Consider the following 26,539-nt stretch of genomic DNA (forward strand, 5'->3'; position numbering starts at 1 on the left):
CCACCCGCGCCACCCCCACGACGATCACCCTCGCGGACCGCTCGCAACCTCAGGTATCCTCGCAGGTCACAGGGCCCGAAAACCCCGAGCCCTGATTCCGGTGCTCCCAGCCGGACACCATTGAGGCACTGTTCCGCCAATGAAGTCTAGCTGTCTCTGCTTCGCCTGATTCCGGTGCTCCCAGCCGGACACCATTGAGGCCAGATCTGCCGGCGGTCCGTCCAATCCGTACTCGTACTGATTCCGGTGCTCCCAGCCGGACACCATTGAGGCACGTCGACCTCGGACAGCCATTGGGTGCGGGTCATCCTGATTCCGGTGCTCCCAGCCGGACACCATTGAGGCCACCTCGGGCCGCAGACGTAGGGCTCGGGCGCGTGGATGCTGATTCCGGTGCTCCCAGCCGGACACCATTGAGGCTGCGGCCCACACGGCCTCCCGGGCGGCAAACCACCCGGCTGATTCCGGTGCTCCCAGCCGGACACCATTGAGGCGTGTGGTAGATCTCCCGGTACATCCAGAGCCGCCCGCTGATTCCGGTGCTCCCAGCCGGACACCATTGAGGCCTTACCTCTCAAACCCTACAGCGCCGCGCTGCAGCTGATTCCGGTGCTCCCAGCCGGACACCATTGAGGCCGAAGCGGGTCAACTCCGCCTGCGAGGCGAGCCACTCTGATTCCGGTGCTCCCAGCCGGACACCATTGAGGCGCTTTGCAGGTAGTCGATCTGGGCCTCGGTCCGCCGCTGATTCCGGTGCTCCCAGCCGGACACCATTGAGGCGTGATCCTGATGGTGACGCTGGTGCCTGCACTGGCTGATTCCGGTGCTCCCAGCCGGACACCATTGAGGCGGTGCGGCCGAGCGTGACGAACCGCAGGAACTCGCGGTCCTGATTCCGGTGCTCCCAGCCGGACACCATTGAGGCACTACCAATGACATACTGGCTGGGCTTAGGTTTACCGCTGATTCCGGTGCTCCCAGCCGGACACCATTGAGGCATCGACACCCGCTCGTCGGCGGTGGTCGAGGTGTAGGCTGATTCCGGTGCTCCCAGCCGGACACCATTGAGGCATGGCAGCCAGGACTACCTCTGCCTCGTCGGTGAACTGATTCCGGTGCTCCCAGCCGGACACCATTGAGGCCTGATTTATACCAGCCGAAATTTGGGTGAACCGTAAGCTGATTCCGGTGCTCCCAGCCGGACACCATTGAGGCCGCGACATACGCGCACGCCTCCATGAGGCTCAGCCCGTCCTGATTCCGGTGCTCCCAGCCGGACACCATTGAGGCTTCAATCGTCTGGTCGTGCATTTCCGGTGCGTACAGGCTGATTCCGGTGCTCCCAGCCGGACACCATTGAGGCAGGCTGTTGCCTACGTCCACAATGGAACCGGCGGCCGCGCTGATTCCGGTGCTCCCAACCGGACACCATTGAGGCTGGACTGGAACTTTCTGGCGGGATGCCGCCGAGCGCTGATTCCGGTGCTCTCAGCCGGACACCATTGAGGCGGACAGCAGGACCCCGTAGTGACGGGCCACGTCGACGCCCTGATTCCGGTGCTTCCAGCCGGACACCATTGAGGCGGCGTGGCAGGGTTTGCAGAGTTGTCGGATGCCGTGCCGATTCCGGTGCTTCCAGCCGACATCAATGAGGCATGAACACCAGGTCACGGGTAGTGCTCAGGGCGCAGATGACTCTGGAGACTTGGCAGGCGCCATTGAGCGTCGCGCCAGTCGTCGGCGGAGATCGACTGCACGAACGTGGTGCCTGTCGTGTTCGTCGGTGAAGCTCGTGTCACGAGAGGTTCTGAGCCTCTGACGGCCGTCACCGACGATGGGTGGTCGACCATGCTCGCTGGGGTGGCCGCTGCCGTCGCCGCTGACTCGCTGCTGATAGCCGACGGAAGGTGACGGATCTGTGACACGGTGAAACATCTGTGGTTCCGGTGGCGACATGGAGTGCACGGCTGGGTGGTGTGCACCGCGGCGTCAGAGGGGACCTGGATGTCAGTTGATCTCGCGTTGGTGGCGATCGGTGGAGTGCAACGATTCTTGGCCGAGTCGCGCAAGACGGTGGATCTGGCGGGGGCGAGTCTCGCTGTCCGGCACGTGGTGATCGAGGCTGCGACGGTGGTGAACAGGCACCTGGAGACGTTGCCCGCTCCGTTGGGTCTCGTGTTTCCGACCGTTGCCACGATCACACGCGAATCCGACGCGCTGCCGGTCGGGGTGACGAACAAGATCGCGTTCCTGGCTCCCCCCGGCGAGGGCCCGGACCTGGCGAAGGCGGCGGCGAAGGCGGCGACCGGGGCGTGGCAAAAGTGGGTGCGGAAAGCTTTCGATGGTCGGCTCCCGGATACTCCTGGCTGGCCCGATGTGACGTGGGTGTGTGCGACCGGCGACGAGGAGGCATACCCGGATCTGTGGAAACGGGTTCAACTGTTGATGATCGAGCGCCGGCGGGCCAGGGTCTTCGTGCCGGAATGGTGGCAGGGGAGAACGCTGTGTACCCAGGCCCCCGCGCAGCCAGCAGAGCCTGCTCCCCAGACCGCCGCTAAACGGGACCGCGCTGAGCGGCTGTCCGCGGCGGGCTGGACCAAGCGCTATGTCGGCAATGAACACCATCCGCAAGGGAAACGATTTCCGTCCACGACGGTCATCGCGTCATCGGCGTTTCGCGCCCGACTCGTGCGTGCCGCGACGGACCCGGCCGTGCGCGTGGAACTGAGTGCGCTGATCGAGGAACTTCACGCGGTGTTGCCTGCGGACGCTGTTGCGCACCAGGGCCTTCCCGGCGTCGTGGTTCCCACTGAGCTCACCAAGCTGTCGACCTGGCTGGGAACGATGATCAGCCCCGATGCGTGGGAGTCGGGCGGGCCGGACACCGACGGCCTCGACGGAGGCCGGTGTCGCGAGGGTCGTCGCGTTACCCGCGAGATTGGCGCACTCGCGCAGAATCGGGGTGTGCGGGCGTTGACTCCGTACTACGCGATTGTCCTGCAGGACTTGGACAAGCTCGGTCGTGCGGTCGCAGACTTGGGCTTGGACGAGCAGCGTGCGGCTTCCGATGTGCTGACCGGCCTCGGCGTCAAGCAGTTGACGTTGAGCGAAGCCCACCTCGGGGTGCCGATCTATGCCGGGGGAGACGACTTTCTGGCGTTTGCCCCTGCCGCGCAAGCGCTCGCGCTGGCCGCCGAGCTGCGCGTCCTCACGACCGAACACCTCGCAGGCTCCCCATTGGCGGGAGCCACGGCGTCGACGGCGGTGGTGTTCGCGCACATGACCAGTCCGCTGCAGGATGTCGTCGCGACGGCCCAGGATGCGTTGACCCGGGCCAAGAACTCGGTGCGAGACGGTGCCCAGCGAGACGCGTTGACCGTCGTGGTGCTGCGTGCGGGGGGTGAGCGGGCACGCACCATCCAGCCATGGTCGACAACGGGCGGTGACCACGCGGCTGACCTGCTGTGGCGAGTTGCCCCCGCTGCGACCCCCGCCGATCTGTCCGCGCGGCTCGCGGCCAAGCTGGAACGGGACCAGGGCGAATTTGATCAACTTGCGGAAGTCGATCGTCTACATCGGACGTTGAAGCTGGAGGTCGCACGGTTGGTCATGCGCCAAGGCGGGTCGGAGGACGTGGCGGACGCGGTCACCGTGTTGGGTCGTGCCGAGCGAAGCGGCGCGGAAGGCGACAAGCGGTTCTTTCGACCGGTGCCCGCAACACTGGTGGCACGGTTCCTTGCCCAGGAGTGCCGGTGACCACGACCACCTGGCTCACCATGGCGCCGCTGGACACGATCATGGTGCGAGACGGCAGGCCGTTCGCGGCAGGCGCCGTGGGGCGGGCCCAGGGCACTGTCCCGCCGCCGAGCACGTTGGGCGGCGTTGTCAAGGCAGCGCACGGCAAGAACGTCGAGCGCATCGTCGGCCCGGTGGTGCAGATCAGCGGGAATTCGATCTTTCCGATGCCCGCTGACATCGTGCTGCGGGGCGACGAGACGACCGGCCGCACTGTGCAGCGCCTCCTGCCCGCCGAACGCGACGACACCGAACACTCCGATCTCGATGACGGTGGCAGGCTCCCCTATTCCCTGACCGGCGAGGGCGACCCGCTGGGTGGTTGGATCACCCTGGCCGGTCTGGCCGAGTGGCTCGCGCAGGGCGCCATTCGCAGCGGCGCGGAGGTGGAGCTCCCTGAGGCCAACTGGCGGCTTCGGCAGGGCGACGAGCCCTGGCAGCCCGAACGCCGGATTGGGCTGGCACGGCACGTCGACGGCCGCCTACGCGGCACCGCGATCGCCCAGTTGCTCTACGCCGCGAACCACCTGCGGCCCGTCGAGGGACTGGCGTTCGCCGTCGGGTGCGAAGACCCCGGCCCGGTCACGGTCGCGGATCCCGTCGTGCCCATCGGGGGGCGCGGCAGGCTGGCCACGGTGGCAGTCGAACCGTACGCGGTGCCTTTTCCCGAGTCGCCGGGCGACTTTCCCGACGGCAGGCTGGCCGTATATGTCGCGACCCCCGCGCTGATGAACACGGTTCGATGGGAACCGGCGGGTGCTCGACTCTGCGCGCTGGCCGTGACTGGTCCGCAGCCGGTCGCCACCGCATCACCGGGCCGATTCGGCGCCACTCGCCAACTGTTCTGGACCGTGCCCGCGGGCAGCGTGTACTACCTCAAGTTCGACACCGCCGCCGACGCCAAGGCATGGTCGACCGAGTACCACGGTCGGTTGTTGCCCGGCGCGAGCTATCCGATTGTCACCGCAGGTTTCGGCACCTGTCTGACGGGGAGATGGTAATGCCACGACGACTGCTGGTTCTGTTCGCCGAGACGCCGGTGCACGCCGGGGGAAGTGAATCGGTGGGGGTGGTGGACCTGCCCATTCAGCGCGAGGCGGCCACCGGGCTGCCGGTGATCTGGGGGCAGAGCCTCAAGGGCGCCCTGCGCGACGCGGCCCACCACGACCCCGACTGGTTGGCGCCTGAGGTGAACACGGTTTTCGGTTCCCGGTTGTCCCCGCCAGGTGAGTCCGCGAAAACCGGGAAAGGCGGGGACACAGGGAAAGGCGGGGACGCCGGGAAGGACGAGAACGACGGGACCGCCGACGATGGCGACGGCACCGGCACGCTCACCCGGGGAGAGATGTCGATCGGTGACGCGCAACTGCTGTTGTTCCCCGCGGCGACCATGACCAACACCTTCGCCTGGGTGACCTCGCCCATGCTGCTGTCCCGACTGGCGCGCAAGACCGCACTCGCGGCCATCGACCACGGCGACACACTGAAGTTGGGACGGGCACCGGACGGCGCGATTCTGGCTGGTCCGAGTTGGCAGGGGCGCCAGGTGATCGGTTCTTACGTCCAGGATGTGCGCGGCCACACCGGGGTGTCCGCCATCGGTCGAGTGTTGGCCACCCTCACGTTTCCCACCAACGAGGTCTTCGACTACACGCGAACCAAACTTGGCACCGATCTGCTCGTCGTTGACGACACCGTGCTCAGCGGTCTCGCCGAGACCGGCACCGACGTGGTCGCCCGAGTCCAATTGGACACGACGAGCAAGACTGTCGCGAACGGTCCCTTCTACTCCGAATACCTGCCCGCGGAGACCGTGCTGGTCGCCGTGCTCAGCGGTTCGACGGAGCACCTGGACAAGATGGCTCTGCTGCTCGACGGCAGGCCGCTGCAACTCGGCGGCGATGAGACCATCGGCAAGGGCATCCTGTGGTGCCGGATGCCCGAGGCTCAGACTCTCAGCGATCCCGGTCCACCGGCCGCGATCGAGGCGGAATCCGCTTCCGCCACAGTTGAGCCAAGCCCGCCTGCCGCGGGAAGGCCGTCGCCCGCGACGATGCGACGGACGAACCGGTGAGCGCCCGAGTCGATCGCGGACTTGCCGTCGCGGCGGCCGACGCACTGCCCGACCAGGTCGACAACGAGCTTCGGTCGACGCTGCGCGCCCTGCCGGTCATGATCCACACCAGCGGTCTCGCCGCCGCGTGCGCGTACCTGCTCTCGCGAGTCAAGGTCCAACAGGACAGCGACCGATACTTCCGCACCACGCGCGCCGTACTGGCCGACGCGGCGGAGTTCGTCCAACTCAAGGACCGCGAGGGCAGGAAACCCTTGGAGCTATTGAATGAACTCGTCAAGCTCCGCGATCAGGATTACATCGCGGCCGAACGGCGGGCCACGGTGTTCGCGGGCTGGTTGGCCAGAATCGCCACCGCACGTGCGCTGCCCGCCGTGGTGAAACCATCGTGACCGGCTTCGGGACACTGGTCGGGCTGGAGGCTTCCTGTGTCAATGCGCACCTGCTGTTCAGCCGAGTCTGGTACGGCAAAGAAGCCGATGGCGCTCTCACAGACGACAACGCCCACCAGCTTGTCCACTTGGGACAGGTACGGAAAGCCGCGATGGCCGTTTCCGCCGACCTGCTCCGATCGATCCACGCACGACGTCGGGCCGCAGTGGCCAGCCTCGCCGTGAACCGGGACCACGTCGTGCTTCATCTCGCCATCACTCCACAGTGGAGGGTCGTGCTAGGGCATGGCGAGGACTCGGTACACGAGAGCAGCCTGACGTTCTCACCCACCTACGGCGTGCCGATCTGGCCGGGCTCGGCGCTCAAGGGTGTCGCCGCGGCACAGGCACGAGCCGAGGGCCGGTCGATCGATGACAGGGTTCGGCTCTTCGGCGCACCCCGCCCCGAAGCCAAGGATCTCGACGCTGAACGTGGTGGGGTGGTGGTGCTCGACGCCCTCCCGGTCCCGCCGCTGAAGCTCGTTGTCGACGTACTCACCCCGCATGTGCAGCCGTACTACAACGAGGTGAACAGCAACGGCGGCAAGGTGGAGACACCGCCCGCCGAGTACCACAACCCGGTCCCGGTGCGGTTCTTGGCGGTCACCGGCACCACCTTCCATACGTCGTTGGTCGGCGCGCCCGCGGATGTCAAGGCGTTCCACGAGCTGCTGGCCGCGGGCGTCGACGATCTTGGGCTTGGCGGCAAGACCGCGGCCGGGTATGGCTACTGCGACATCGAGGAATTTCCGTGACCATGTCGAAGAAGTGCCGGATCCACGTGGTACCGGTTGGCGCGTCACTAACCAAGGCCATAGACAAATGTGTCAAGGTGCCGCTGGATGTCAAACAGGCGATGCTCCCCGCACACTTTTCCGAAGCCAACCCAGCCAAGCGGGTTCAGGTGGAGTTGCTCTCCAGAAGCGACGAGCATGGTCTCCTGGACTTGGGCGCATTGTTGCACCGCGACTCGACCAAGTCCCAGGAGGTGCTTGACGGGCTCGCCACCCTGTGCGCGACCTGTTGCGCTGAGTGGAACTCCCTTAGCACGATGGGCGAGATCAACGACGACGTGCTGCTCTTCGTCGCCTCCGACACCGACGTCGGTCTGCGGGCCGCTGTCCTCGCTGCCGCGAAATACGCCCAAGGCCGACCGATCCGCTACGTCGCTGATCCCCTCACGGGCCTGCCCACGACCTTGAAATCGGGACAGATCGTGGTCGCTCGCATCCCGGGGCTCGACCTGAATCCCAATCGTGACCAGAATCCCGCTCCTGGCAAGAAACCTGACGACGACACCTGGCTGTCCCTCGGCGACGTCGGCGCGGCGATCGCCCGCACGGCAAGCAGATCAGACGTCGACTGGGAGGTGATGTTCCACCTCTCCGGCGGCTACAAGGCGTTGCTGCCATACCTGCTGGTCGTGGCCGAAGGCGTGCAAACCGTGGTGCGTAAGAGTTTCGGCGACCCCCGGGTGCGGGTGCGCGCACAAGTGCTGCATGAGGAGGGCGAGCAACCGGTGCGGCTGCCACTGCGTTGGCTCAGCGGGGACTCCCTTCTGGGAAAGGCGGAAAGCCTTGTCATATACGCGGAACAGGGCGTCCATGTCGATGAGTCCAAGCTGAACGACTTCCGCGGTTGGTATCTGGAGGACGACACCACGAACGGCAGACGCAGGCTCACCGAGGCAGGGATGATCATGGTGAGGACGTTGTGGGCACTGACCGTTCAGTAGCCGAGCACTCGGTAGCGGACTTGGTGACCCGCTACATCACCGAGACCATCGCGCTGGGAACCGGCGGGCGCGCGGACCGTCCTATGCCGCAAGGGTTCAATCTGATCAACTATCAAGATCTCGAAAATCTCCTGACGAACCCCACGAACCTGCCCGACTTCAGTACCCAGAACTATCTGGAGCGGCTCGAAGCGCTGACCGACATGGCGCTGCGGCTGCAGTACATGCCCGCCGACGTGCTGCCTGTCACCGCTCGATCCCGCGCGGCCAGGCTGCGCTTCCTGTTGTGGAGCCTGCCGTTTCGATTGCGTGCGGCCGGTCGTGCGGCCGATGTGCTGCCGTCCTCCGCTCCGATCCCCTACGCGCCTCCCGGGACCCCCGGGGTCACGTTGGAGACAGACCAGCGGGTACTCGTCTACGCCCGGGAGGCGCGGGAGGAGTGGCTGGGCTACCTCAACGCCTGGGAGGACGATCCGTGGCTGGCCACGGCGGGGCGCCACCGGCTGGAGCGGGAACTGCGGTGGCTGACCGAAGCCGGTCCCAACACCGAGTGGGGCGGGTCCGTGCCGCTGGCACTGGTCGAACGGAAGCCTGACGACGCGGCCGGGCGAGAGGCTGACAACGCGGCCAGGCGGGAGGATCATCACCGGATCGCGGCTGATGTCGCCGAGGCCCACTGGCTGCCGCGTGGTTCTGTGCTGCGGTCCGTGTGGGCGTTCTGGCCGGTCCGCTGGCGAACCTGGGCGCTGCTGCTGGTGCTCACCCTGCCGCAACTGACCACTGTGACGTTCTTTTCCTTCGGTCAGCCGGATACCGCCCGCTGGATAGCGTTGGCCGTGACCGGTATCGGGCTGCTCGCTGTGGTCCTGTTGCGCCCCGACCGCCGTGATTCGCTTGTCCTGCTCCGGTTTCCGGCCGCTGTCGGGGTCGGCGCACTGCTCCTGCTGAGCCTCACGCCCCGATGGTGGCTCGACCCCGGCGGTTGGCGGGTCGGCGTCGGACTGGCCTGCGCGGCGCTGCTCTACCTGATGGTGGAATCCAGATTGCACGGCGCGTCTCGGCGCGCCGCGATCGGTCGCGGCCTGCTACTCGGCGGTGTCGGGATTTTGTACTCGGTCGTGGTGTGCCTGGTGATGTTCGGCTTCGTCGTGCCGTCGATGGGCGAACACGGCGAATGTCTGGCGGGATGGTGGAACCACAGCCCGTGGCAGCAGCTTCCCTGGCCGACCGGTATCCAGGCTCAGTGCGTCGAAGACCTGCACGCGCACACTGCCGCCGCGCCCGGCCGAATCCTGGTGTTGATGACGGGGTGGTCGCTGGCAGTCGGCCTGGCCGCCCAAATCCTGTGGGACGACCGGCCGGTCACCGCGCCGCTGGGTCGCCTGCGCCGTGTGCGAGGAGGACGCTGATGACCGCCTGGACGACGTTTGAGCTCACCGTGGTCACCCCGCTGTTCAGCGGCGAAGACCCGGACCAGACAACCGACAGCCCGATTCGGGTGCCCACGATCCGAGGTGCGCTGCGGTTCTGGTTCCGAGCCATCGCCGCCGGGCACGGCGTCACCGACCTGCCCGACCTGGCCAAGGCGGAGAGCGCCGTCTTCGGCAGCACCCACACCCCCTCGCCGATCCGCCTGCGAATCGCCAAGCAACCGCAGACGAGCGGGGCTAAGTACCCGCCATGGCAAGATAGGCGGCTGGGCGTGCGGTACTTGCTCGGGCAAGGGCTGTGGACCCGCGGTGAGGGGGTCCGGCGGTCCTTTGTGGTGCCCGGAAAGCGCGTGACGCTCCAGGTCAGATTCAGTGGTGTTGCGCAGACCGATGCCCGATTCATGATCGCGTTGTGGGCTCTGCTTACCTACGGGGGCATAGGTGCTCGGGTCCGGCGAGGTTTCGGACAACTGGCGTGCGACAGTGTGACAGGGAGCCTCCCCGGAGACTGGCAGGAGCAGCATCTGAAACCGCCCAAGCCGAAACAGTGGGCGGTGCTCGGGCGTGAAGCCCTTCCAAAGTGGATCCTCGACCATGCCGATCTAGGGTGGTCCGCGCTCCCGCGCGCGCCACGGCCTCTGGACGCGGAGATCCCGGTGGTTCCCACGCTGAATCCACAATGGTGGCAAGGAGTTCTCAGACCGGGGGTCACCGGCGATCTCGGCGACGCCTTGGACATGATCGGTACGCAGTGGCGAGAGTTTCGTGCACCCGACCAGCCTGATCCGAAGGACCGTAACCGCAGGAGGTCGCCCGAATGGCTGCTTGTGGTCAACGGACCGGAGACTCGCTACCCGGTGGGAGCGTTGGGACTACCCGTGGGCTACCACTGCCCGGGTTATACCGACGACGTAGTCGAACCGTACGGCAGCAACGGGGTACTTCGCCGCGCGTCGCCGGTGTGGCTTCGTCCCGTGGCCGTCGAAGACAGTCAGTGGCGGATGTTCACTCACGTCTTCACATCGCAGTTGCTCGCCGACGGCATCGTGCCGCGCCTGCGTTCCGATCCTGCGCGGACGCTCACGATTCCGAACCCGGTGTCCACCTGGAAAGCGTGGCTGGACAACACCGCGCGGTAGCCGCCCGATGCGTTCTCCTAACCAAGCACCCCGAGGGGGATCGATGCCGAGTCTGTGGCGGTTGCGGTTGCCACTGCCCGACAACGGATGCGTAGACCGGCGTGGCGTGCACCGGATGCTGTCGCGGTGGTTGGACGTCGACCATCACGCGCAGCGCAAGCCGTGGTCGTGGACGACTACCGGGGCCGGTTTGGAGATCGGGTTGGTGGACGACTCCCTTGTCGCTCGGCTCACCCGGCACGCCGGTCGCGACCTGACCCAGGTCGCGACCGCCCCCTGGGCGCAACTCGCCGCAGCGCATCTGGGTCGTGAGTGGACGGTGGAGTTCGTCAGTCCGGTCACGTTCCGGCGAGGCAATCGGTTGGTGCCGTGGCCTTCGCCGTCTGCGGTGTTGGGCAGTCTGCGCGCTGATTGGCGTAGGTTCGCTGCCCCGCATGTCGGCGATGTGATCATCGACCTGAGTAAGGAGCCGGTGATCGTCACCTCGTTCCGGGGTGCCAGCGAGGTCGAGCGGGTGGTGTTGCACGAGCGGCCCAACGCCGCTGGCGAGCGCGTGCCGGTGCAGGCCACTGTGGGCGGCTTTCTCGGCAGCCTGACCTACACGATCGATGGCGAGGTGGACGCGGGTGCGGTCGGGTCGCTGATGGCTCTCGCACCGTTCAGCGGCGTGGGCGCGCACACGACCAGAGGCTTCGGCGGCACCAGGGTGCCGGCCGGTCGCGGGAGCTGATCGCATGGGCGCCTTGCTCGACGTGATCGCGGGCGGCGCCGCGTTGGCGGACGCGTGGCAAGACGTCCTGGCCGCTGACGCCGAGGATGACGTGCTGTCCTCGGGTGTCCGCCGATTCCATGATGGTGCCGACGGGCGGCTGACGGAGTTGGGTGCGCAACTCGCCGACGGCACCTACCGCCCGGGTCCGCTCACCGAGGTCGCCATACCCAAGCCGGACGGTGGGGAGCGGACCCTTCGGATTCCCCGGGTGCGGGACCGGATCGTGGAGCGGTCGATCCTCGCGGTGTTGGGCCCGCTGGTGGAGCCGCTGCTCGGGCCGAGCAGCTTCGGCTACCGGCCGGGGCTGGGCGTCCGCGACGCGGTGCAGGAGGTGGCGCAGCTGCGCGACGAAGGGCACGACTGGGTGCTGCGCGCCGACGTGCACGACTGCTTTCCCACTGTGCCACTGGATCTGGTGCGGCGCCGGTTGTCGGTGGTGGTGGCCGACGCGGAGCTGCTCGCGGTACTCGATCTTCTGCTGGGGCGGCACGCGCTGCGCCCGGGCCGCCGCGACCCGTTGCCCCTCGTGGATTGCCGCAGGGTTCGCCACTCTCGCCGCTGCTGTCCAACCTGGTCCTCGAATCGGTCGACGAGCGGCTGCGGCGCGGCGGGTTCCCGATTGTGCGCTACGGCGACGACCTGTGCGCGCTCGCTTTGTCCCGGGCTGACGCCTGGGAAGCGGCGCGGGCGATGACGGCGGCAGTGGAGGAGATCGGCATGACCGTGGGTGCGGACAAGACCGAGGTGATGTCCTTCGCCGACGGCTTCACCTTCCTCGGTGAGGACTTCGGCCCCCGGTACCCGCCCGTGGTCGAGCACGGCACCCGCGTGCCGGAGCACCGCACGATGTATCTCGGGGTGCAGGGCAGTTGGGCGCGGATCGGCGAGGGCCGCGTGGTCGTGGCCAAGGACGGCGAGGAACTGCTCGACGTCCCGGCCGGTCTGGTGGCGCGCATCGTCTGTTTCGGCGCGGTCGGGGTGAGCGCGGGCCTGCGCAACTGGGCGTTGTCCTCCGGGGTCGAGTTGGTGTTCTGCTCGCACCGGGGCCGATACCTGGGCCAGGTCGTGTCGGGTCATCTTGCGCGGGCAGCCCGGGTTCGGCGCCAGTTCGAAGCCGCCGCCGATCCCGATCGGTACACGCCGGTCGCGCGGGCCATCGTGGAGGCGAAGATCCGCAAACAGGCAGTGTTGCTGCGTCGGCTGATGCGCAAAGAGTCGGCCGAGGAACTGGGTGGCGCGGTGAGCGCGATCGAGAGCTACCTGGCGATGCTGCCGCAGGCAGGCACCCGCGACGAACTGATGGGCCTGGAGGGAGCGGCGGCCCGGGCGTACTTCCAATCGTGGGTCGCCGTGCTCGACGAAGAACTCGGCTTCACCGGCCGCAATCGGCGCCCACCACTGGACGTGATCAACTCCGCACTGTCGTTCGGCTATGCGGTGCTGGTGTCCGAGGCGACCTCGGTACTGGTCGCCGCCGGGCTGGAGCCCACGGTCGGCCTGCTGCACGCCGAGCACGACGGTCGACCCAGCCTGGCGCTGGACCTGGCCGAGGAATTCCGGCCGATGGTGGTCGACCAGGTCGTCATGGAAGCCGTCCGCAGGCGCAGACTGGGCGTCGAGCACGGCCGCCGCGACACCGAACGGGACGGCGTCCTGCTGACCAGAGCAGGCCGCGAAGTCCTGTTGGACGGCTACGAACGTCGAATGTTGCAGGTCACCAAGGGAGCGCTACCGGACTTCGCGGGCAGCCTGCGTCGACACCTCTACCGGCAGGCACAAACCATCGCGGCCTACATCGAAGGCACCGCGCCCGGCCTGGTCGGTCTGTCATGGCGCTGACCACCCTCGTCTGCTACGACATCTCGCGCGACGGGATCCGCGCCCGGGTCGCGGCCTACCTGCAACAATGGGGAGACAGGATCCAGCGCAGCGTGTTCGTCTGCATCCTGGACCCGACCGAACTGGCCGACCTTCGCGACCGACTCGCCGCAATGATCGACCCCAAGACCGACGCGGTGCACATCATGCCGACCTGCGCGACCTGCTGGTCGAAAGTGACCGTCCTCGGCCAGGCCGAGTTGGAACCGGACCGCCCATACTGGATCGCCCTGTGAACCGTCCCGTTAGCCCGAACGGGGGGTAGAGCCGTGAAGATCGACAACACGTCTCGCGTGCAGCACCCTGACCTGCGACGATGCAACCTACGCGCGCCTGTGTCGATCTTTGATGGAGCCTCTCCTGGAGCTCGCGTGCACAAAGTGTCCATCCGTGCTGGTCACAGGCACCCCAACGCGGATAGGGTGTGGCGAAGCACCTCACGCCGAAGGGCGTATAGAAACTTCTCCGGTTCCGGTTGTTCTAGCAGGTTCAGAAACCCTCGTGTGGCGAAGCACCTCACGCCGAAGGGCGTATAGAAACCATGATCCGCGCCAGCTCCATGAGTTCTGCGAGGTTGTGGCGGTGGCGAAGCACCTCACGCCGAAGGGCGTATAGAAACTCTTTGAGACTTCGCCGAGCTGTCCCCAGTCCGCAAGGGTGGCGAAGCACCTCACGCCGAAGGGCGTATAGAAACAGCTGAAAAATCTCGTTCCCTAGACCAACTCGAGTGGCGAAGCACCTCACGCCGAAGGGCGTATAGAAACCTGCGTTGCACCCGCATGGCGGTGTCGACGACGTCGCGGGTGGCGAAGCACCTCACGCCGAAGGGCGTATAGAAACGTTCGCGCCGCTCAGGTCCGCGTAGCTCAGGTCCGCGCCGGTGGCGAAGCACCTCACGCCGAAGGGCGTATAGAAACAGGAGCACGATCGACGGCAGGTCGCCGATGAGTCGGTCCACCCGTGGCGAAGCACCTCACGCCGAAGGGCGTATAGAAACGGTGCATGAGGCCGCGGATCAGTGCCGCCACGAGTGGCGAAGCACCTCACGCCGAAGGGCGTATAGAAACCCCGTCGATGATGGTGCCCGGGGGGCACTTCTCTTCGCCCGGAGGTGGCGAAGCACCTCACGCCGAAGGGCGTATAGAAACTTTCTAGTAGGCATGGCAGCGCACGGATAACACTAGGTGGCGAAGCACCTCACGCCGAAGGGCGTATAGAAACTTGTAGGCAGATCATGCCCGCTTGTTGCGGGAGGCGGGCGTGCTGTGTGGCGAAGCACCTCACGCCGAAGGGCGTATAGAAACGTGACGAGGAGCTGTCCGCCTGCGCCCTCGACGACCGTGGCGAAGCACCTCACGCCGAAGGGCGTATAGAAACCAGCTCATCCTGCAGGGCGAACGGGCGGGGGTCGATGGTGTGGCGAAGCACCTCACGCCGAAGGGCGTATAGAAACTCCACCTTTGCCGTGCCCGCCGACACCGACGAGGCGGTGGCGAAGCACCTCACGCCGACGGGCGTATAGAAACTTCTCTTCCCAGCACCCACCGCCACGTATGCTCGATAGTGGCGAAGCACCTCACGCCGAAGGGCGTATAGAAACGCGGAGGATCCGCCGCATTCCGCGATCCGGGTGTTCAGGTGGCGAAGCACCTCACGCCGAAGGGCGTATAGAAACTCCTTTACCTGGACGGGAATGTAGCCTTCACCAGACAGTGGCGAAGCACCTCACGCCGAAGGGCGTATAGAAACCCTGAGAATGAGGTCCGTCTGCTCCATCAAGCGCAGAACATCCGTGGCGAAGCACCTCACGCCGAAGGGCGTATAGAAACTTGCCTCATGGCGGTCCCCCCGCGTCCGGCACTTACGGGGTTTCGTGACTGGCGAACACCGCCCGCCGCGATGGCGAACAGTTCGGCGCAGGTCGCTCCGTCCGGGAAACCGGTTGTTGTTCGGTGGTGCAGGTGTCGGCGGAATTCCACTTCGGCGAGGCGCTGGACGAGAGCATGTCGAGTTGGTGTTGTGAGTGGAAGCATCTGAGGGCGCGGGCTTTGAGGTCCAACAGTTCGGGGGTCGAGCACGTCTCATCTGGCCAGGGGCGGTTCGCCGACCACGATGTGCACGAAGATGCCGGACAGCCCGTAGGTGCTGACACCGGCGATGGCCGCGCCGGGGTAAGGCCAGGGGAGTTGGTCGCGCACGGGAGCGATGCCCAGTCCGGTCCAGTCGACGCTGGAGGTGGGCTGTGGGCAGTGCAGGCTGGCGGGCACACTCCGGTGCCGCACCACGAGGGCGGCTTTGATCAGGCCTGCCAGGCCCCCAGCGGCCTCGGGGTGGCCGATGTTCGTCTTGACCGAGCCGACCAGGCACGGCTGCCCCTGCGCGCGGCGGGTTCCGATGGCGGTGCCGATCGCCTGCAGTTCGATGGTGTCCCCGGCGGGGGCGGCGTTGCCGTGCGCCTCGACGTAGCCGATCCGTTCCGGCGCGATGTCGGCGTTGACGCAGGCCCGGGTGATCACCTGGAGGTAGCCGTCCACCGACGGCGCGATGATGGTTTTCGCGGTGCGTCCCTTGCTGGCCTGGGCGCTGCCGAGGATCACCGCGTGGACGGTGTCACCGTCGCCCAGCGCCTGGTCCAGCCGTTTGAGGACGACCACACCTGCGCCGTCGCTGCGGATGAAGCCGTCAGCGTTCTCGTCGGCGAAGCGACACCGGCCGGCGGCCGACAGCATGCCCGCCGCGGAGTACCCGACGGTGTGGTCGGTGCCCAGCACGAGACTCACGCCGCCGGCCACGGCGGTGTCGCACTCGCCGGTGCGCAGACTCTGACAGGCCAGGTGTACCGCCAGCGTGCCCGACGAGCACGCGGCGTCCACCGTGGCGCAGGGACCTCGCAGGTCCCAGGCGTGGCTGATGCGTCCCGACGCCATGCTGCGGGCGGCTGCGCCCGCGATGGCGTACATGTCCACGGTCACCTGTGCGCGGAGTGCGTCCCAGTGTTCGCCCGTGCTCTGTCCCATGAAGACCCCGATGTCGCGCCCCGCGATCGTTTCCGCGTCCAGGCCCGCGTCACACAGGGCATCGCGGGTGGTGGTCAGCACCGCCTGATGTTGAGGATCGAGAACGGCCGCTTCGCGTTCGGTGATCCCGAACTGCTCAGCGTCGAAACCGGTGGTGTAGTTGACAAAACCGCCGTCAAGGCTGACCAGGCGCCCCCGCAGGCGTGGGGTCGGGTCATGGAGCTCCGCCGCGCTGAACCGACCGTCGGGAGCCGCCGGTGCGACCGCGTCGCCTTGGTTGCCGAGCAGGTCCCACAACTGGGAATAGTTGGCGGCGCCGGGAAACCGGCAGCCCATGCCGATGATGGCGATCGGCTCGTGCGTACTCATCTTGTCCTCGTTCGCGTCGTGCCGCGACCAGCCATCGCGGCGGTCGTGACAGTGATCACACCCATTGGTGTCGGGCTCGGCACCAGAGGACGGGCGACACCCTGTGTGATCGTACGGGTCGTCAGGGTAGTCACCCCGGCCGCTCATCTTCAGTGATCGGCACCCGTTCTCGGAGGAATTCAGCAGTGTGCGGCATCGCGGGCTGGGCCGATCTGGCACGCCCACTTCATGACGGCGCTCGGACGGTCCGGGCGATGACCGATACGCTCGCCGCGCGCGGACCGGACGGCGCGGGCCTGTGGGCCGGCACCAATGCCGTGCTCGGCCACCGCAGGCTCGCGGTGATGGACCCTGACCGCGGCCACCAGCCCATGGTGATCAGCGACGACCGGGACCAACCGCTCGTGGTGCTCGCCTATACCGGGGAGGTCTTCAACCACCTCGAACTCCGCACCGAACTGGAACTGCTCGGCCACAAATTCCGCACCGACACCGACACCGAGGTCGTGCTGCACGCCTGTCAGCAGTGGGGAACAGGGGTCGCCGAACGCCTCAACGGGATGTACGCGTTCGCGGTGTGGGACGCGCCGCGACACCAACTCCTGCTCGTCCGCGACCGGTTGGGCGTCAAGCCCCTGTTCTACGCCCGCCACGGCGAGGGGGTCGTGTTCGCCTCGGAACCCAAGGCGCTGTTCGCAGGCAGACTGATCACCCCCGCTGTCGACGAAGACGGGATGCGAGACTTCCTCGCCTCGGTCCGCACACCCGGTGGCAGCCTCTTTCAGAGCGTGTACGAGGTCCGGCCTGGCACCATGCTGGCGTTGGACGCCCGCGGCATCCGGGAACGTCGGTACTGGGCGCTGCAAGCGCGTCCGCACACCGACGACCTGCCTGCCACCATCGGCCATGTTCGCGACCTGCTTGGTGACATCGCCGACCGCCACGTGCGGGCCGATGTCCCGCTCGGCGCACTGCTATCCGGCGGACTGGACTCCAGCGTGCTGGCCGCGCTGGGACAGCGCGCCACCCTGGGCGACCTGCGAACCTTCTCGGTGGACTTCGCCGGGAACGCCGACCAGTTCGTCCCCGACGCACTCCGCGCGACTCCCGACGCACCCTACGTGCGCGACATGGTCGCCCACTGCGGCCTGCATCACCACGACATCCTGCTCGACTCCGCGGCCCTGACCGATCCGGCTGTCCGGCAAGCGGTGGTCGCCGCCCGGGACGCGCCCGCGACCGGTGACATGGACACGTCGCTCTACCTGCTGTTCCAGGCGGTCCGGGAGCACGTGACCGTGGCGATCTCCGGGGAAAGCGCCGACGAGGTCTTCGGCGGCTACCCATGGTTCCACCACGCTGACACGCTGACCACCGATGGCTACCCGTGGCGGTACCTGACCGGCCGCAGCGGCACGTACCAGGCCCTGCTGCGCGATGAGGTCGCCACCGGTCTCGGCATCGCGGCGCACCGGGAGAACCACTACCGGCAGGCAGTGTCGGAAGTCCCCGTGCTGCCAGGGGAAACGGGCATCCAGCGCCGTATGCGCGAGGTGTTCCACCTGCACCTGACCCGGTGGCTGCCCGACCTGCTTGACCGCAAGGACCGGCTGAGCATGGCCGTCGGTCTGGAAGTGCGCGTCCCGTTCTGCGACCACCGGCTCGTCGAGTACGCCTTCGACACCCCGTGGGGTCAGCACACCTTCGACGGCCGGGAGAAATCCCTGCTGCGCGCGGCCGCCGCCGACGTGCTCCCGGCCAGTGTCGCGACCCGAACCAAGGCACCGTATCCCGTCACACAGGATCCGGCTTACAACCGGGCGATCCGGGAACAGGCGGCTGACCTGGTGACGACACCGACCGCACCGGTGTGGACATTCCTTGACCCGCAACGGCTTCGTGATCGGCTGGATCGCAAGGTGACCAATCGAGCCACCCGTGCGGGCATTGAATTCGCCCTCAACCTCGACGTGTGGCTGCGGACGATCCGACCGGCCCCGCCACGGTGACGCCCTCTGAAACACCCGCCGAACAAGCACGTGCCGCCCGCGATGACGTCAAGGACGGCCAGCCAGGTGCCACTGTGACGCCTTGAGCAGTTTTGCGCATCTGCTGCGATGGCTGCGTCCTCGTCCGGGTTCGACGTTCAGAAAGCCGACTCGGGACCAGCCCCCACTGCTGGCCCGGTCGGTGAGGACCGGGCCAGCAGGGTCAGCACCACGTACTGTTGATCAGGTCGTCACAGGTTGGTCTGGCTGGCGTAGTGGACCTGGTTGTCGGTGGCGCGGTAGAGGACGTCGATGACGCCGATGGTGAGCAAGTGCGGCACCGGGACAGCGGTGACGGGCGTGGCGGGATCGCCGCTGAGGTCGCCGCCGATTCCGGTGAGGGTGGAGAATCCGGTGGTGTTGATGGTGGTCTGGTCGGCGGTCAGGATCTGGTTGTCGGACTTGGCTGTGGCGAACACATGCAGCCTGCCGTCGGCACCCAGGCAGGCCGACGACGGGCCGACGACGGCACCGCCCAGATCGGTGTGGGTGGTGGACGCCCCGGCGAAGGCGTAGTTGCCGCCCTGGACGATGTGGCGTACGAGGTCGGTGGTGGAGGTGTAGACGACGGCGAGGCGCTGGTCGGCGTAGTGGGTGACGAACGGGTCGCTGGCCGCGTTGCCGCCCTGCGACACGTAGCTTCCCTAGGCCGAGCCGTTCACCGACGTCTGTGTGGTGACCCACAGCTCGTCGTCACCGCCCCGGACCACCACGGACAGCCGTCCGTCCCCGGCAGGGAGCCCCGTTTTCGGCCCTGGCGGAGGCTCCGTCCCAGGACTGCGCGCGACCAGTCGACCAGACCCTCCGCCGGAACGATGGGATCAACGGCTCCACCAGCGCCCACAACTCATCCGGCACCAGCCGCAACGACAACGAGTCCAACGACGCGTGATCATGTCAGAACAAGCCGACGTGATCCACGTGAGACACGACCTGCGCTCGATCGCGCGAGCCGACGGTGGTGACCGAGTACCCGCCGGGCACGCCCCGGCCAGGCACCGATTCGCGGCTCGCAACCGACTGATCGCGTCGATGGACGCGACAGTCGTCGTCGAGGCCGGTGTCCGCGGCGGATGCCGCGCCACCGCCGCGGCCGAGTGGGCCGGGTACTGCTCACCGTGCCCGGCCCCGTCACCTCCACGACGTCACACGGCTGCCGCCTGCCGCGAGTACGGCGTGACGGTCCTCAAGGGGTGAATGCGCGGGCGATGGGCCAGGCGCCGGGGGAGGTGTTGGAGAGCACGGTGCAGGTGGTGCCGGTGTGTGGGTCGTGGGTGGACCTGAACGACGCGCCTGCGTCGTACCCGATCAGGATCGCCGTGTCGGTGCTCTCGTGCAGCCAGAAGCCGAGACCGTAGCGCATGAATTCTTCGGGTACGTCGCAACGTGGCCGTACTACCTCTTCGACGGAATCCACTATGTCGCCGGCGAAAAACGCGCGCCAGAAGGTGGAGATGTCGGCGGCGGTGGTGTGGATGCCGCCATCGCCGGTGGCCAGTACCGGCAGGTGGAAGATGTTGGAACGGTCCGCCCCGTCCAATGGCAGGTAACCCACGGCCGCGTCAGCGGGTAGCTCGTCGGAGCGGAGGAAGTCGGTACTGGTCATGCCTGCCGGGCGGAGCACCCGTTCCCGGACGAGGTCGTGGTAGCCGACGCCGCCTGCCCGCTCCGCCAGCAGGGCGAGGACCACGAAGCCACCATTGCAGTAGCCGAACCGCTCACCGGCCCGGAACTTGGTGGGATACCCGTCCAGCAGGGGCAGGAAAGCCTCGGTAGTAGTCAGTTCGTGCGCCGCGCCGATGAAGTAGTCGGTGATCTCGGTGTCGGCCTCTTCGTCCAGGTAGTCACCGATGCCAGAGGTGTGCGTGAGTAGATGTTCGACGGTCACATCGTCCGCGATCAGCGGTAGATCCTTGCCGAGCAGGGATCGGGCGGTGCTGCTCAGCTCCAGCACGCCGTCACCCACCAGCGAGAGCACGGCCAAGGCGGTGAACCCTTTGCTGCCGCTGGCGATGCCGAATCGGGTGTCCAAGGAGTTGGGCACGCGGTAGGTGCGGTTGGCGAGCCCGTAGGCGTTCGCGAACTCGATCTGGCCTGCCCGGTCGATCCAGACCACACCGGAGAAGCCGGTCTCCTTAGCGATCTTGTCAATATCCCCCTGCGGCATTGCCGCAGGCTAACCCAGGCCCGCGCCAATGCCGAACCTGTTTTAGGGGGCGGCGCTTCGCCCACAACGCGATCACCGGCCGGTGTCACTGCGGCGCACGCCATCCTTGATACGTCGCCCAAACTTGGGCATCTGTCGTGGCCATGTATAGGCAGCCGGTACCGATGCTCCCCGGCGCTGGCGAAGGGTACTTCTGGCGGCGGCGCTGCTGCTCGGCGGCGAGCGGAAGTTCGTCTTCATGATCAAGAATGTCGGTGGCCTGGCGTGCGGGACGACGATTCTGCTGTCGTCGAACAACGGCGGCTACATCGGCAGCACGGGCGGGTTGAACCCGGGCCAGCTACCGACCTGGATGTGGAACATCGCCGACACCGAGGCAGACTCGAACCCGGTGCAGATCAGGGTGGCGGCACCGCTGCTCAGGTGGAACGGCACGCGGGCACCGTGCCGGACATGGCTTGCGGCGCCATGGACCAGAGGATCGCGGGGGGCCGCCCTCGGCGCGCAGCCGGCGCCGATCGGGTGCGGGTACGCCGAGGTGTTCGAAGCGCAGGGCCGAGTCCCCGACCGCCGCGAGGTCATCGTCGACGTGCTGCAAGACCGCGGCGGAGGTTGTCGGCGAGCTGGGCGAGCTGGGCGGCGATCCGTTCAACCGAGGCTTCGGGGAGGTCAGCGACGGTCTCCTCGGCGAGGACGATCCACAGTTGACGCAGGGTCGTCGCGAGTGTGCGCCCGTTGTCGGTGAGATCGACGACGATGGCCCGCCGGTCCTGGGGACAGGGTCGGCGTCGGACGTAGCCCGCGCGCTCCAGCTTGCCGACCATGAGGGTGATGCTGGGCGGCTCGCAGTGGATCGCCGTCGCGAGCTGGGACTGGATGCGGGGCCCGTTCTCGGCAAGATCCATCACCAAGAACTCCTGGCCCGGGTACAGCCCGAGGTCTGCCAGCAGCTCCCCCGCTCGGGCGCGGTGGCGCAGGGCGAGGGAGCGGATCCCGGAGTTGATCGCGTCCGCCTCAGCGTAGTCCATCGGGCCTCCTTCCAACCTTGACGCCAACCCGTTATCAGCATAACGTTTGGCGCATAACGTTATGCTGATAACAACCAGGTTAGCAGTCCCGAAGAACCCATAAGGAGCCATGCCATGTCCACCACCGCGCCCCACGGACACCTCACGCGGACTCGTCGCCGCCAGGCCCGTGTCGTCACCGTCATTGCCGCCGTTGTGGCCGCGGTGGCGGTCTGGGCCATCGCCGGCCCGCTGCTGGGCATCGACCTGCTCGTTCGCTCGGGCGGCAACCCACAGACCGTGGGCGTCGGGCTCGTCATCGCGGCCAGCCTGCTCGCCGGCCTGCTGGCGTGGTCCCTGCTCGCTGTCCTGGAGAGGTTCGTCACCAGAGCCCGCACCGTCTGGACCAGCACCGCGCTGATCGTCCTGGTGCTGTCGGTGGGCGGGCCCTTCACCGCAGGCGGTACCGCCTCGACCACCACCACCCTTGTGCTGATGCACCTGGCCGTCGGCGCCGTCCTCATCTCCGGGATGCCTGCCGGCTTGCTCACCCGCCACGGGGCGGCGTGAGGTTGAGCCCGGGTCCGAGGGAGGCCGTCGGCAGATCGCGCTGAATCACCGTTCGGCGGGCGACGACCATCGCCTACGGCGTAGCCGGTGCCGGGCAAGACCGATCGGAGATGGACGGAACGATGCTTCACCAGGCGAAGGCGACCATGCGATGCCGGTGGCGACCGCGGCGAGCAGGAGGCCGAGCAACGCCTGTGAACGATCCAGATGACGACCTGTACCTGTCGAGCCGACCTCGCGCACATCGGCGGATGAGCGAAACATGCTGACTCTGGAGTCGTGTCAACTTGAGCTGGGGCAAGACACCCATCGGGGAGCAGGCAAGCTGTCCGCGGTCGATGCACTTGCCATTCGCTGCGCGACACCGCACCGTCCACTTGGGAACGGTCTACTTGCCGGGGTCGTCGGTGCCTTCGTCGGCGGCGGTGCCGAGCACGGCGAAGTCTGCGCCGAGGTGGACGTCGACCCGACTGCCGTCGGCGCGGGTCACCTCGATCTCGTAGAAGCCTTCCTCGTCGCCGACCTCGGTCTCGGTGACGATGCCGGGGGTGTTCGCGAGCGCGGCGGCGCTGGCCTTGGTCAGCGAGTCGCCGGTGATGGGGGTGTCGGGGCCCTCGCCTGCGTTCGCGGCGGCGATGGCGGCGCCCGCGCCTGCCAGGATGAGGGCCAGTGCGGTACCGGCGATCCAGGTTGTCCTGCGGTTCATGGTGGTGCCCTCTCGTGCGAATCGGTCGAGCTGACCATGGCGCACCGACGCTGAGCGGACGCTGAACGCGGCTGAACCCGGATTCAGTCGGCGGCGGGCAGCACGACCTCGATCCGGGCGCCGCAGAGGCTCCCGGTGCCTGCGGTGACCGTGCCGCCGTGGGCCCGGATCACCTCGGCCACGATGGCCAGCCCGAGGCCGCTGCCGCCGCCGTCGCGCGCTCTGGCGGCGTCGAGCCGGACGAAGCGCGCGAACACGCGCTCGCGGTCGGCCTCGGGGATGCCGGGCCCGTCGTCGGCGATGTGGAGCACCACGGCCCCGTCGCGGCGGGCGAGGGCGAAGCAGACCTGGCCGCCCGCGTGGCGCGCGGCGTTGTCGCCGAGGTTGCGCAGCACCCTGGCCAGCCTGCCCGCGTCGCCGGAGACCCGCCCGGCCGACACCTCGGCGGTGCTGATCCGCAGGCCGGTCGTCTCCCGCAGCCTGCGGGCCTCGGCGAAGACGAGGTCGTCGAGGTCGACCGGGCGCGGCGCGGCCACGGCGGTCTCCTCGTCGGTGCGGGCCAGGAAAAGCAGGTCCTCCACCAGGTATTGCACGCGCAGGTCCTCGGCGAGCACGGTCTCGGCCAGCTCCGCGACGGTGGTCGTCTCGGGGTGGGCGAGCGCGACCTCGGCGTGTTGGCGGATGGCGGCCACTGGCGAGCGCAGCTCGTGCGATGCGTCGGAGACGAACCGGCGCTGCTTGGCCGCGGCCCGCTCCAGCCGGTCGAGCATCCGGTTCATGGTGGCCGCCAGCCGGGCGATCTCGTCCGGGCCGGGCGGGTCGGGCACCCGGCGGTGCAGCTCGGCGGCGGATATCTCCTCGACCTCGCGGCGGATCGCGTCGACCGGGGCCAGTGCCCGCCCGACCGCCAGCCAGGTCGTCGCGCCCACCACCGCGAGCAGGACCGGCAGCCCGACGACCAGGGCGAGGACGACGGCCTGGGTCGGGTCGGCGACGTCGTCGAGGCTGCGCGCGACCTGCACGACGAACCGCCCGCGCCCGGTCTCGGCGGCGACCGCGACGGCCAGGAACCGCTCGTCGTCACCGGGCACCCCGACCTCCGCGGACTGCCCCGGCGTCAGGCCCGCCAGGAACGCCCCGCCCTGGTTCGCAGCGACCACGGCGCCGTCGAGGCGGATCTGGACCAGCTCGCCGTCGCCGTCGGCCAGGGTCGGCATGATTCCGGCTGCCGCGACGTCAGCCGCCAGCTCGCCTGCGCGGAGCTGCGCGTCCGCGCGGACCTGGGTGGCCAGCGAGTCCCGGAGTACGGCGAGCAGGGCGATCGAGCCGCCGAGCAGCACGACCCCGACCACGACCACCGCCGCCGCCGTGGCGCGGACCCGCACGGTGGAACGCCTGCCGCCTGCCACCATCACCTCCCCATCCGATAGCCCGCGCCGCGGATGGTCTCGATGGCGCCGCGCCCGAGCTTGGTGCGCAGGTGCCCGACGTAGACCTCGACGATGTTGGGGTCGCCCTCGAAGTCGTAGTCCCACACCTGTTCCAGGATCTCCCGTTTGGACACCACCTCGCCGCGGCGGCGCAGCAGGAACTGGGCCAGGGCGAACTCGCGCGCGGTGAGCGCGATCTCCACCTCACCGCGCGACACCCGCCGCGAGGCCGGGTCGAGCCGCAGCTCGCCCGCGGTCAGCACGGTCGGGCGGGGCGGGGTGCCGCGGCGGACCAGCGCGCGCAGCCGGGCGAGCAGCACCGAGTAGGAGAACGGCTTGGTCAGGTAGTCGTCGGCGCCGGTGTCGAGCGCCTCGACCTCGTCCCACTCGCCGTCCTTGGCGGTGAGCATCAGGATCGGGGTCCACACCCCGTCGCGGCGCAGGCTCTCGCACACCTTGTAGCCGTTCATGCCGGGCAGCATGATGTCGAGCACGATCGCGTCGTAGCGGTGCTCCCGCGCCCGCCACAGCCCGTCGGGCCCGTTGTTCGCGACGTCCACCGCGAACCCCTCGGCAACCAGCCCGGTCCGCAACCCGTCGGCCAGCCGCCGCTCGTCCTCGACCACCAAGACCCGCACGGTTCGATCCTCGCCCACCAACCCTGAAACCGCGCTGAACTACCGGTGGACGCGGTCGCGGATCGCCTCGATCGTGACCTTGCCGCCCGCGATCGCGCCGTCGTCGCCCACACCGCGAGCCGGTCGACGTCGACCGCGTCCTGAAACGATGGCGCAGGTGCGGGTCGAGCAGCGCATGCGAGACATCGATCGCCGCCTGGCGGGCGGCCACGCCGTCCTTCGCCCGGACCGTCCGCGGGTTGACCTGGTGTGCCCTTCGGATATAGTTAGCAACATTGCTAGGTATTCCACTTGCGACACAGGAGGCCGAGTCATGATCACTGGCACGCACGCGATCATCTACAACAAGGACGCGCAGGCCCTGCGCGCTTTCTTCCGGGACGTGCTGGAGTTCGACTCGGTCGACACCGGCGACGGATGGCTGATCTTCGCGCTGCCGCCCGCCGAGCTCGGGGTCCACCCGACGGAGGGGCCGGGCGCGCACGAGCTGTACCTCATGTGTGACGACATCAACGCAACGGTCAAGGAACTGCAAGCCAAAGGGGTCGAGTTCGTTCGACCGGTCGAGGACGCCGGGTGGGGGCTCCTGACGGCGATGCGTGTCCCCGGCGGCGGCGAGTTGGGCATCTACGAGCCGCGGCACGCCTCGCCGGACCTGGCGAAGGCCTGACAGTCGTAGATGGCTCGCAGCCGGATCGTTCGGAACCTGAGCGAGCTCGATGTCGTGTTCGGCGCGCTCGCGCATCCGACCCGGAGGGACATCATCCTGGTGCTGCACCAGCGCGGGGAGGTCACGGCGGGCGATCTTGCGGCCAGGTTCGAGCAGAGTTGGCCCACCACGACCCGCCATCTCGCTGTCCTCGTCGACTCCGGGCTGATCATCGTTCGCAAGTCGGGACGCGAACGCCTGTACCGCGTGAACCGCGACCGCCTCGTCGGCGGGCTCGGCCTGTGGCTGCACAATGTGGAGGTCGGCGTCATCGATCATCGCCGTGGTCGCGACGGCGAGGACGAGGACGAGCGATGAACCGGCGCCGAGTTCCTGTTTCGCATGGCCAAAGCGGCCCGGAAACACTGGGCCGGGCTCACCGTCGCGACGCAGGACACCGCCGACGTCCTGGGCAGCGAACTCGGCAAAGCCGTCATCGCCGACGCCGCCACCCAGGTGCTCCTGCGGCAGGCGTCGCAAGCCATCGACGACACCCACACCTTCGACCTGTCCGCGGGGGAACGACAATTCCTGCTCTCGGCCGACCGGGGCCAGGGCCTGCTGTCGGCCGGAACCCAGAGAGTCGCCTTCCAGAGCCTGGCGTGCCGGGGCGGACGAATTCGG

General features: G+C 67.8%; 23 protein-coding genes, 3 pseudogenes and 2 CRISPR repeat arrays. Of the genes and pseudogenes, 17 read left to right on the forward strand and 9 right to left on the reverse strand.

Annotation, left to right across the window (positions count from 1 at the left end):
* The first annotated feature begins 91 nt into the window (after positions 1-91).
* Positions 92-1,584: direct repeats of the CRISPR family, unit length 36 nt; unit sequence CTGATTCCGGTGCTCCCAGCCGGACACCATTGAGGC.
* Between the two features lie 420 nt (positions 1,585-2,004).
* The 12 genes and pseudogenes from ACT4N7_RS23765 (at position 2,005) to cas2 (ending at position 13,490) form a co-directional block, all read left to right on the forward strand.
* The gene (locus ACT4N7_RS23765) at positions 2,005-3,756 is read left to right on the forward strand and encodes a Cas10/Cmr2 second palm domain-containing protein (RefSeq protein WP_444831050.1); all 1,752 of its coding nucleotides are present in this window, start codon (positions 2,005-2,007) and stop codon (positions 3,754-3,756) included.
* Positions 3,753-4,796 carry a type III-B CRISPR module-associated Cmr3 family protein gene (locus ACT4N7_RS23770; RefSeq protein ID WP_444831051.1) on the forward strand — a complete coding sequence of 348 codons (1,044 nt, stop codon included), beginning with the start codon at positions 3,753-3,755 and terminating at the stop codon, positions 4,794-4,796. The genes ACT4N7_RS23765 and ACT4N7_RS23770 overlap by 4 nt, the downstream gene beginning before the upstream one ends.
* Entirely contained in the window at positions 4,796-5,869 is a 1,074-nt protein-coding gene (gene cmr4 / locus ACT4N7_RS23775; protein ID WP_444831052.1) for a type III-B CRISPR module RAMP protein Cmr4, read from the forward strand. Before ACT4N7_RS23770 ends, cmr4 begins: the two co-directional genes overlap by 1 nt.
* Complete coding sequence (locus ACT4N7_RS23780) at positions 5,866-6,261, forward strand: type III-B CRISPR module-associated protein Cmr5 (RefSeq protein WP_444831053.1); 396 nt, start codon at positions 5,866-5,868, stop codon at positions 6,259-6,261. The genes cmr4 and ACT4N7_RS23780 overlap by 4 nt, the downstream gene beginning before the upstream one ends.
* Complete coding sequence (gene cmr6, locus ACT4N7_RS23785; protein ID WP_444831054.1) at positions 6,258-7,055, forward strand: type III-B CRISPR module RAMP protein Cmr6; 798 nt, start codon at positions 6,258-6,260, stop codon at positions 7,053-7,055. The genes ACT4N7_RS23780 and cmr6 overlap by 4 nt, the downstream gene beginning before the upstream one ends.
* Positions 7,052-8,035: a hypothetical protein gene (locus tag ACT4N7_RS23790; RefSeq protein WP_444831055.1), complete on the forward strand. Its 984-nt coding sequence runs from the start codon at positions 7,052-7,054 to the stop codon at positions 8,033-8,035. The genes cmr6 and ACT4N7_RS23790 overlap by 4 nt, the downstream gene beginning before the upstream one ends.
* Positions 8,014-9,444, forward strand: coding sequence for a hypothetical protein (locus ACT4N7_RS23795; RefSeq protein WP_444831056.1), 1,431 nt, complete (start codon positions 8,014-8,016; stop codon positions 9,442-9,444). The genes ACT4N7_RS23790 and ACT4N7_RS23795 overlap by 22 nt, the downstream gene beginning before the upstream one ends.
* Positions 9,444-10,604 carry a type III-B CRISPR module RAMP protein Cmr1 gene (gene cmr1 / locus ACT4N7_RS23800; RefSeq protein ID WP_444831057.1) on the forward strand — a complete coding sequence of 387 codons (1,161 nt, stop codon included), beginning with the start codon at positions 9,444-9,446 and terminating at the stop codon, positions 10,602-10,604. Before ACT4N7_RS23795 ends, cmr1 begins: the two co-directional genes overlap by 1 nt.
* A 43-nt stretch (positions 10,605-10,647) precedes the next feature.
* Positions 10,648-11,334 carry a CRISPR system precrRNA processing endoribonuclease RAMP protein Cas6 gene (cas6, locus tag ACT4N7_RS23805; protein WP_444831058.1) on the forward strand — a complete coding sequence of 229 codons (687 nt, stop codon included), beginning with the start codon at positions 10,648-10,650 and terminating at the stop codon, positions 11,332-11,334.
* 4 nt (positions 11,335-11,338) lie between these two features.
* Positions 11,339-11,809: pseudogene (locus ACT4N7_RS23810) on the forward strand (reverse transcriptase domain-containing protein); the annotation flags it as partial.
* A gap of 98 nt (positions 11,810-11,907) precedes the next feature.
* Positions 11,908-13,215 carry a CRISPR-associated endonuclease Cas1 gene (gene cas1, locus ACT4N7_RS23815; RefSeq protein WP_444831059.1) on the forward strand — a complete coding sequence of 436 codons (1,308 nt, stop codon included), beginning with the start codon at positions 11,908-11,910 and terminating at the stop codon, positions 13,213-13,215.
* A complete protein-coding gene (gene cas2, locus ACT4N7_RS23820; RefSeq protein WP_444831060.1) occupies positions 13,206-13,490 on the forward strand; it encodes a CRISPR-associated endonuclease Cas2 in 285 nt (94 codons plus the stop codon). The genes cas1 and cas2 overlap by 10 nt, the downstream gene beginning before the upstream one ends.
* 188 nt (positions 13,491-13,678) lie before the next feature.
* Positions 13,679-15,083: a CRISPR direct-repeat array (repeat unit 37 nt; unit sequence GTGGCGAAGCACCTCACGCCGAAGGGCGTATAGAAAC).
* A 252-nt stretch (positions 15,084-15,335) separates the two neighbouring features.
* Here cas2 and ACT4N7_RS23825 read toward each other — a convergent pair.
* Entirely contained in the window at positions 15,336-16,640 is a 1,305-nt protein-coding gene (locus ACT4N7_RS23825) for a beta-ketoacyl [acyl carrier protein] synthase domain-containing protein (RefSeq protein ID WP_444831061.1), read from the reverse strand.
* A 185-nt stretch (positions 16,641-16,825) separates the two neighbouring features.
* Between ACT4N7_RS23825 and asnB the strand changes: the two genes are divergently transcribed.
* Positions 16,826-18,649 carry an asparagine synthase (glutamine-hydrolyzing) gene (gene asnB / locus ACT4N7_RS23830; protein ID WP_444831062.1) on the forward strand — a complete coding sequence of 608 codons (1,824 nt, stop codon included), beginning with the start codon at positions 16,826-16,828 and terminating at the stop codon, positions 18,647-18,649.
* A gap of 230 nt (positions 18,650-18,879) precedes the next feature.
* On the opposite strand, the gene ACT4N7_RS23835 is transcribed toward asnB, so the two are convergent.
* From ACT4N7_RS23835 to ACT4N7_RS23855, 5 genes and pseudogenes are all read right to left on the reverse strand, one after another.
* A complete protein-coding gene (locus tag ACT4N7_RS23835; RefSeq protein WP_444831063.1) occupies positions 18,880-19,323 on the reverse strand; it encodes a hypothetical protein in 444 nt (147 codons plus the stop codon).
* Between the two features lie 145 nt (positions 19,324-19,468).
* Positions 19,469-19,570 (reverse strand): annotated as a pseudogene (locus ACT4N7_RS23840) (IS5/IS1182 family transposase); the annotation flags it as partial.
* A 304-nt stretch (positions 19,571-19,874) separates the two neighbouring features.
* The gene (locus ACT4N7_RS23845) at positions 19,875-20,855 is read right to left on the reverse strand and encodes a serine hydrolase domain-containing protein (protein WP_444831064.1); all 981 of its coding nucleotides are present in this window, start codon (positions 20,853-20,855) and stop codon (positions 19,875-19,877) included.
* A gap of 303 nt (positions 20,856-21,158) precedes the next feature.
* Positions 21,159-21,290 carry a hypothetical protein gene (locus ACT4N7_RS23850; protein WP_444831065.1) on the reverse strand — a complete coding sequence of 44 codons (132 nt, stop codon included), beginning with the start codon at positions 21,288-21,290 and terminating at the stop codon, positions 21,159-21,161.
* A 143-nt stretch (positions 21,291-21,433) separates the two neighbouring features.
* Positions 21,434-21,883, reverse strand: coding sequence for a MarR family winged helix-turn-helix transcriptional regulator (locus ACT4N7_RS23855; protein ID WP_444831066.1), 450 nt, complete (start codon positions 21,881-21,883; stop codon positions 21,434-21,436).
* A gap of 114 nt (positions 21,884-21,997) precedes the next feature.
* On the opposite strand from ACT4N7_RS23855, the gene ACT4N7_RS23860 reads away from it, so the two are divergent.
* Positions 21,998-22,432, forward strand: coding sequence for a DUF6069 family protein (locus ACT4N7_RS23860; protein WP_444831067.1), 435 nt, complete (start codon positions 21,998-22,000; stop codon positions 22,430-22,432).
* 388 nt (positions 22,433-22,820) lie between these two features.
* On the opposite strand, the gene ACT4N7_RS23865 is transcribed toward ACT4N7_RS23860, so the two are convergent.
* From ACT4N7_RS23865 to ACT4N7_RS23875, 3 genes are all read right to left on the reverse strand, one after another.
* Positions 22,821-23,138, reverse strand: coding sequence for a PepSY domain-containing protein (locus tag ACT4N7_RS23865; RefSeq protein WP_444831068.1), 318 nt, complete (start codon positions 23,136-23,138; stop codon positions 22,821-22,823).
* An 83-nt stretch (positions 23,139-23,221) separates the two neighbouring features.
* Entirely contained in the window at positions 23,222-24,550 is a 1,329-nt protein-coding gene (locus ACT4N7_RS23870; RefSeq protein WP_444831155.1) for a sensor histidine kinase, read from the reverse strand.
* Complete coding sequence (locus tag ACT4N7_RS23875; protein ID WP_444831069.1) at positions 24,550-25,206, reverse strand: response regulator transcription factor; 657 nt, start codon at positions 25,204-25,206, stop codon at positions 24,550-24,552. The genes ACT4N7_RS23870 and ACT4N7_RS23875 overlap by 1 nt, the downstream gene beginning before the upstream one ends.
* 313 nt (positions 25,207-25,519) lie before the next feature.
* On the opposite strand from ACT4N7_RS23875, the gene ACT4N7_RS23880 reads away from it, so the two are divergent.
* The 3 genes and pseudogenes from ACT4N7_RS23880 to ACT4N7_RS23890 all read left to right on the forward strand — a co-directional run.
* A complete protein-coding gene (locus ACT4N7_RS23880; RefSeq protein ID WP_444831070.1) occupies positions 25,520-25,876 on the forward strand; it encodes a VOC family protein in 357 nt (118 codons plus the stop codon).
* Positions 25,877-25,930: 54 nt separating this feature from the next.
* Complete coding sequence (locus ACT4N7_RS23885) at positions 25,931-26,233, forward strand: ArsR/SmtB family transcription factor (protein ID WP_444831071.1); 303 nt, start codon at positions 25,931-25,933, stop codon at positions 26,231-26,233.
* A 3-nt stretch (positions 26,234-26,236) separates the two neighbouring features.
* A pseudogene (locus tag ACT4N7_RS23890) lies at positions 26,237-26,518 on the forward strand (conjugal transfer protein TraC); the annotation flags it as partial.
* Between the last annotated feature and the right edge of the window lie 21 nt (positions 26,519-26,539).

Origin of the sequence: Actinokineospora sp., from assembly GCF_052390155.1 — a bacterium.
Taxonomy (GTDB): Bacteria; Actinomycetota; Actinomycetes; order Mycobacteriales; family Pseudonocardiaceae; genus Actinokineospora.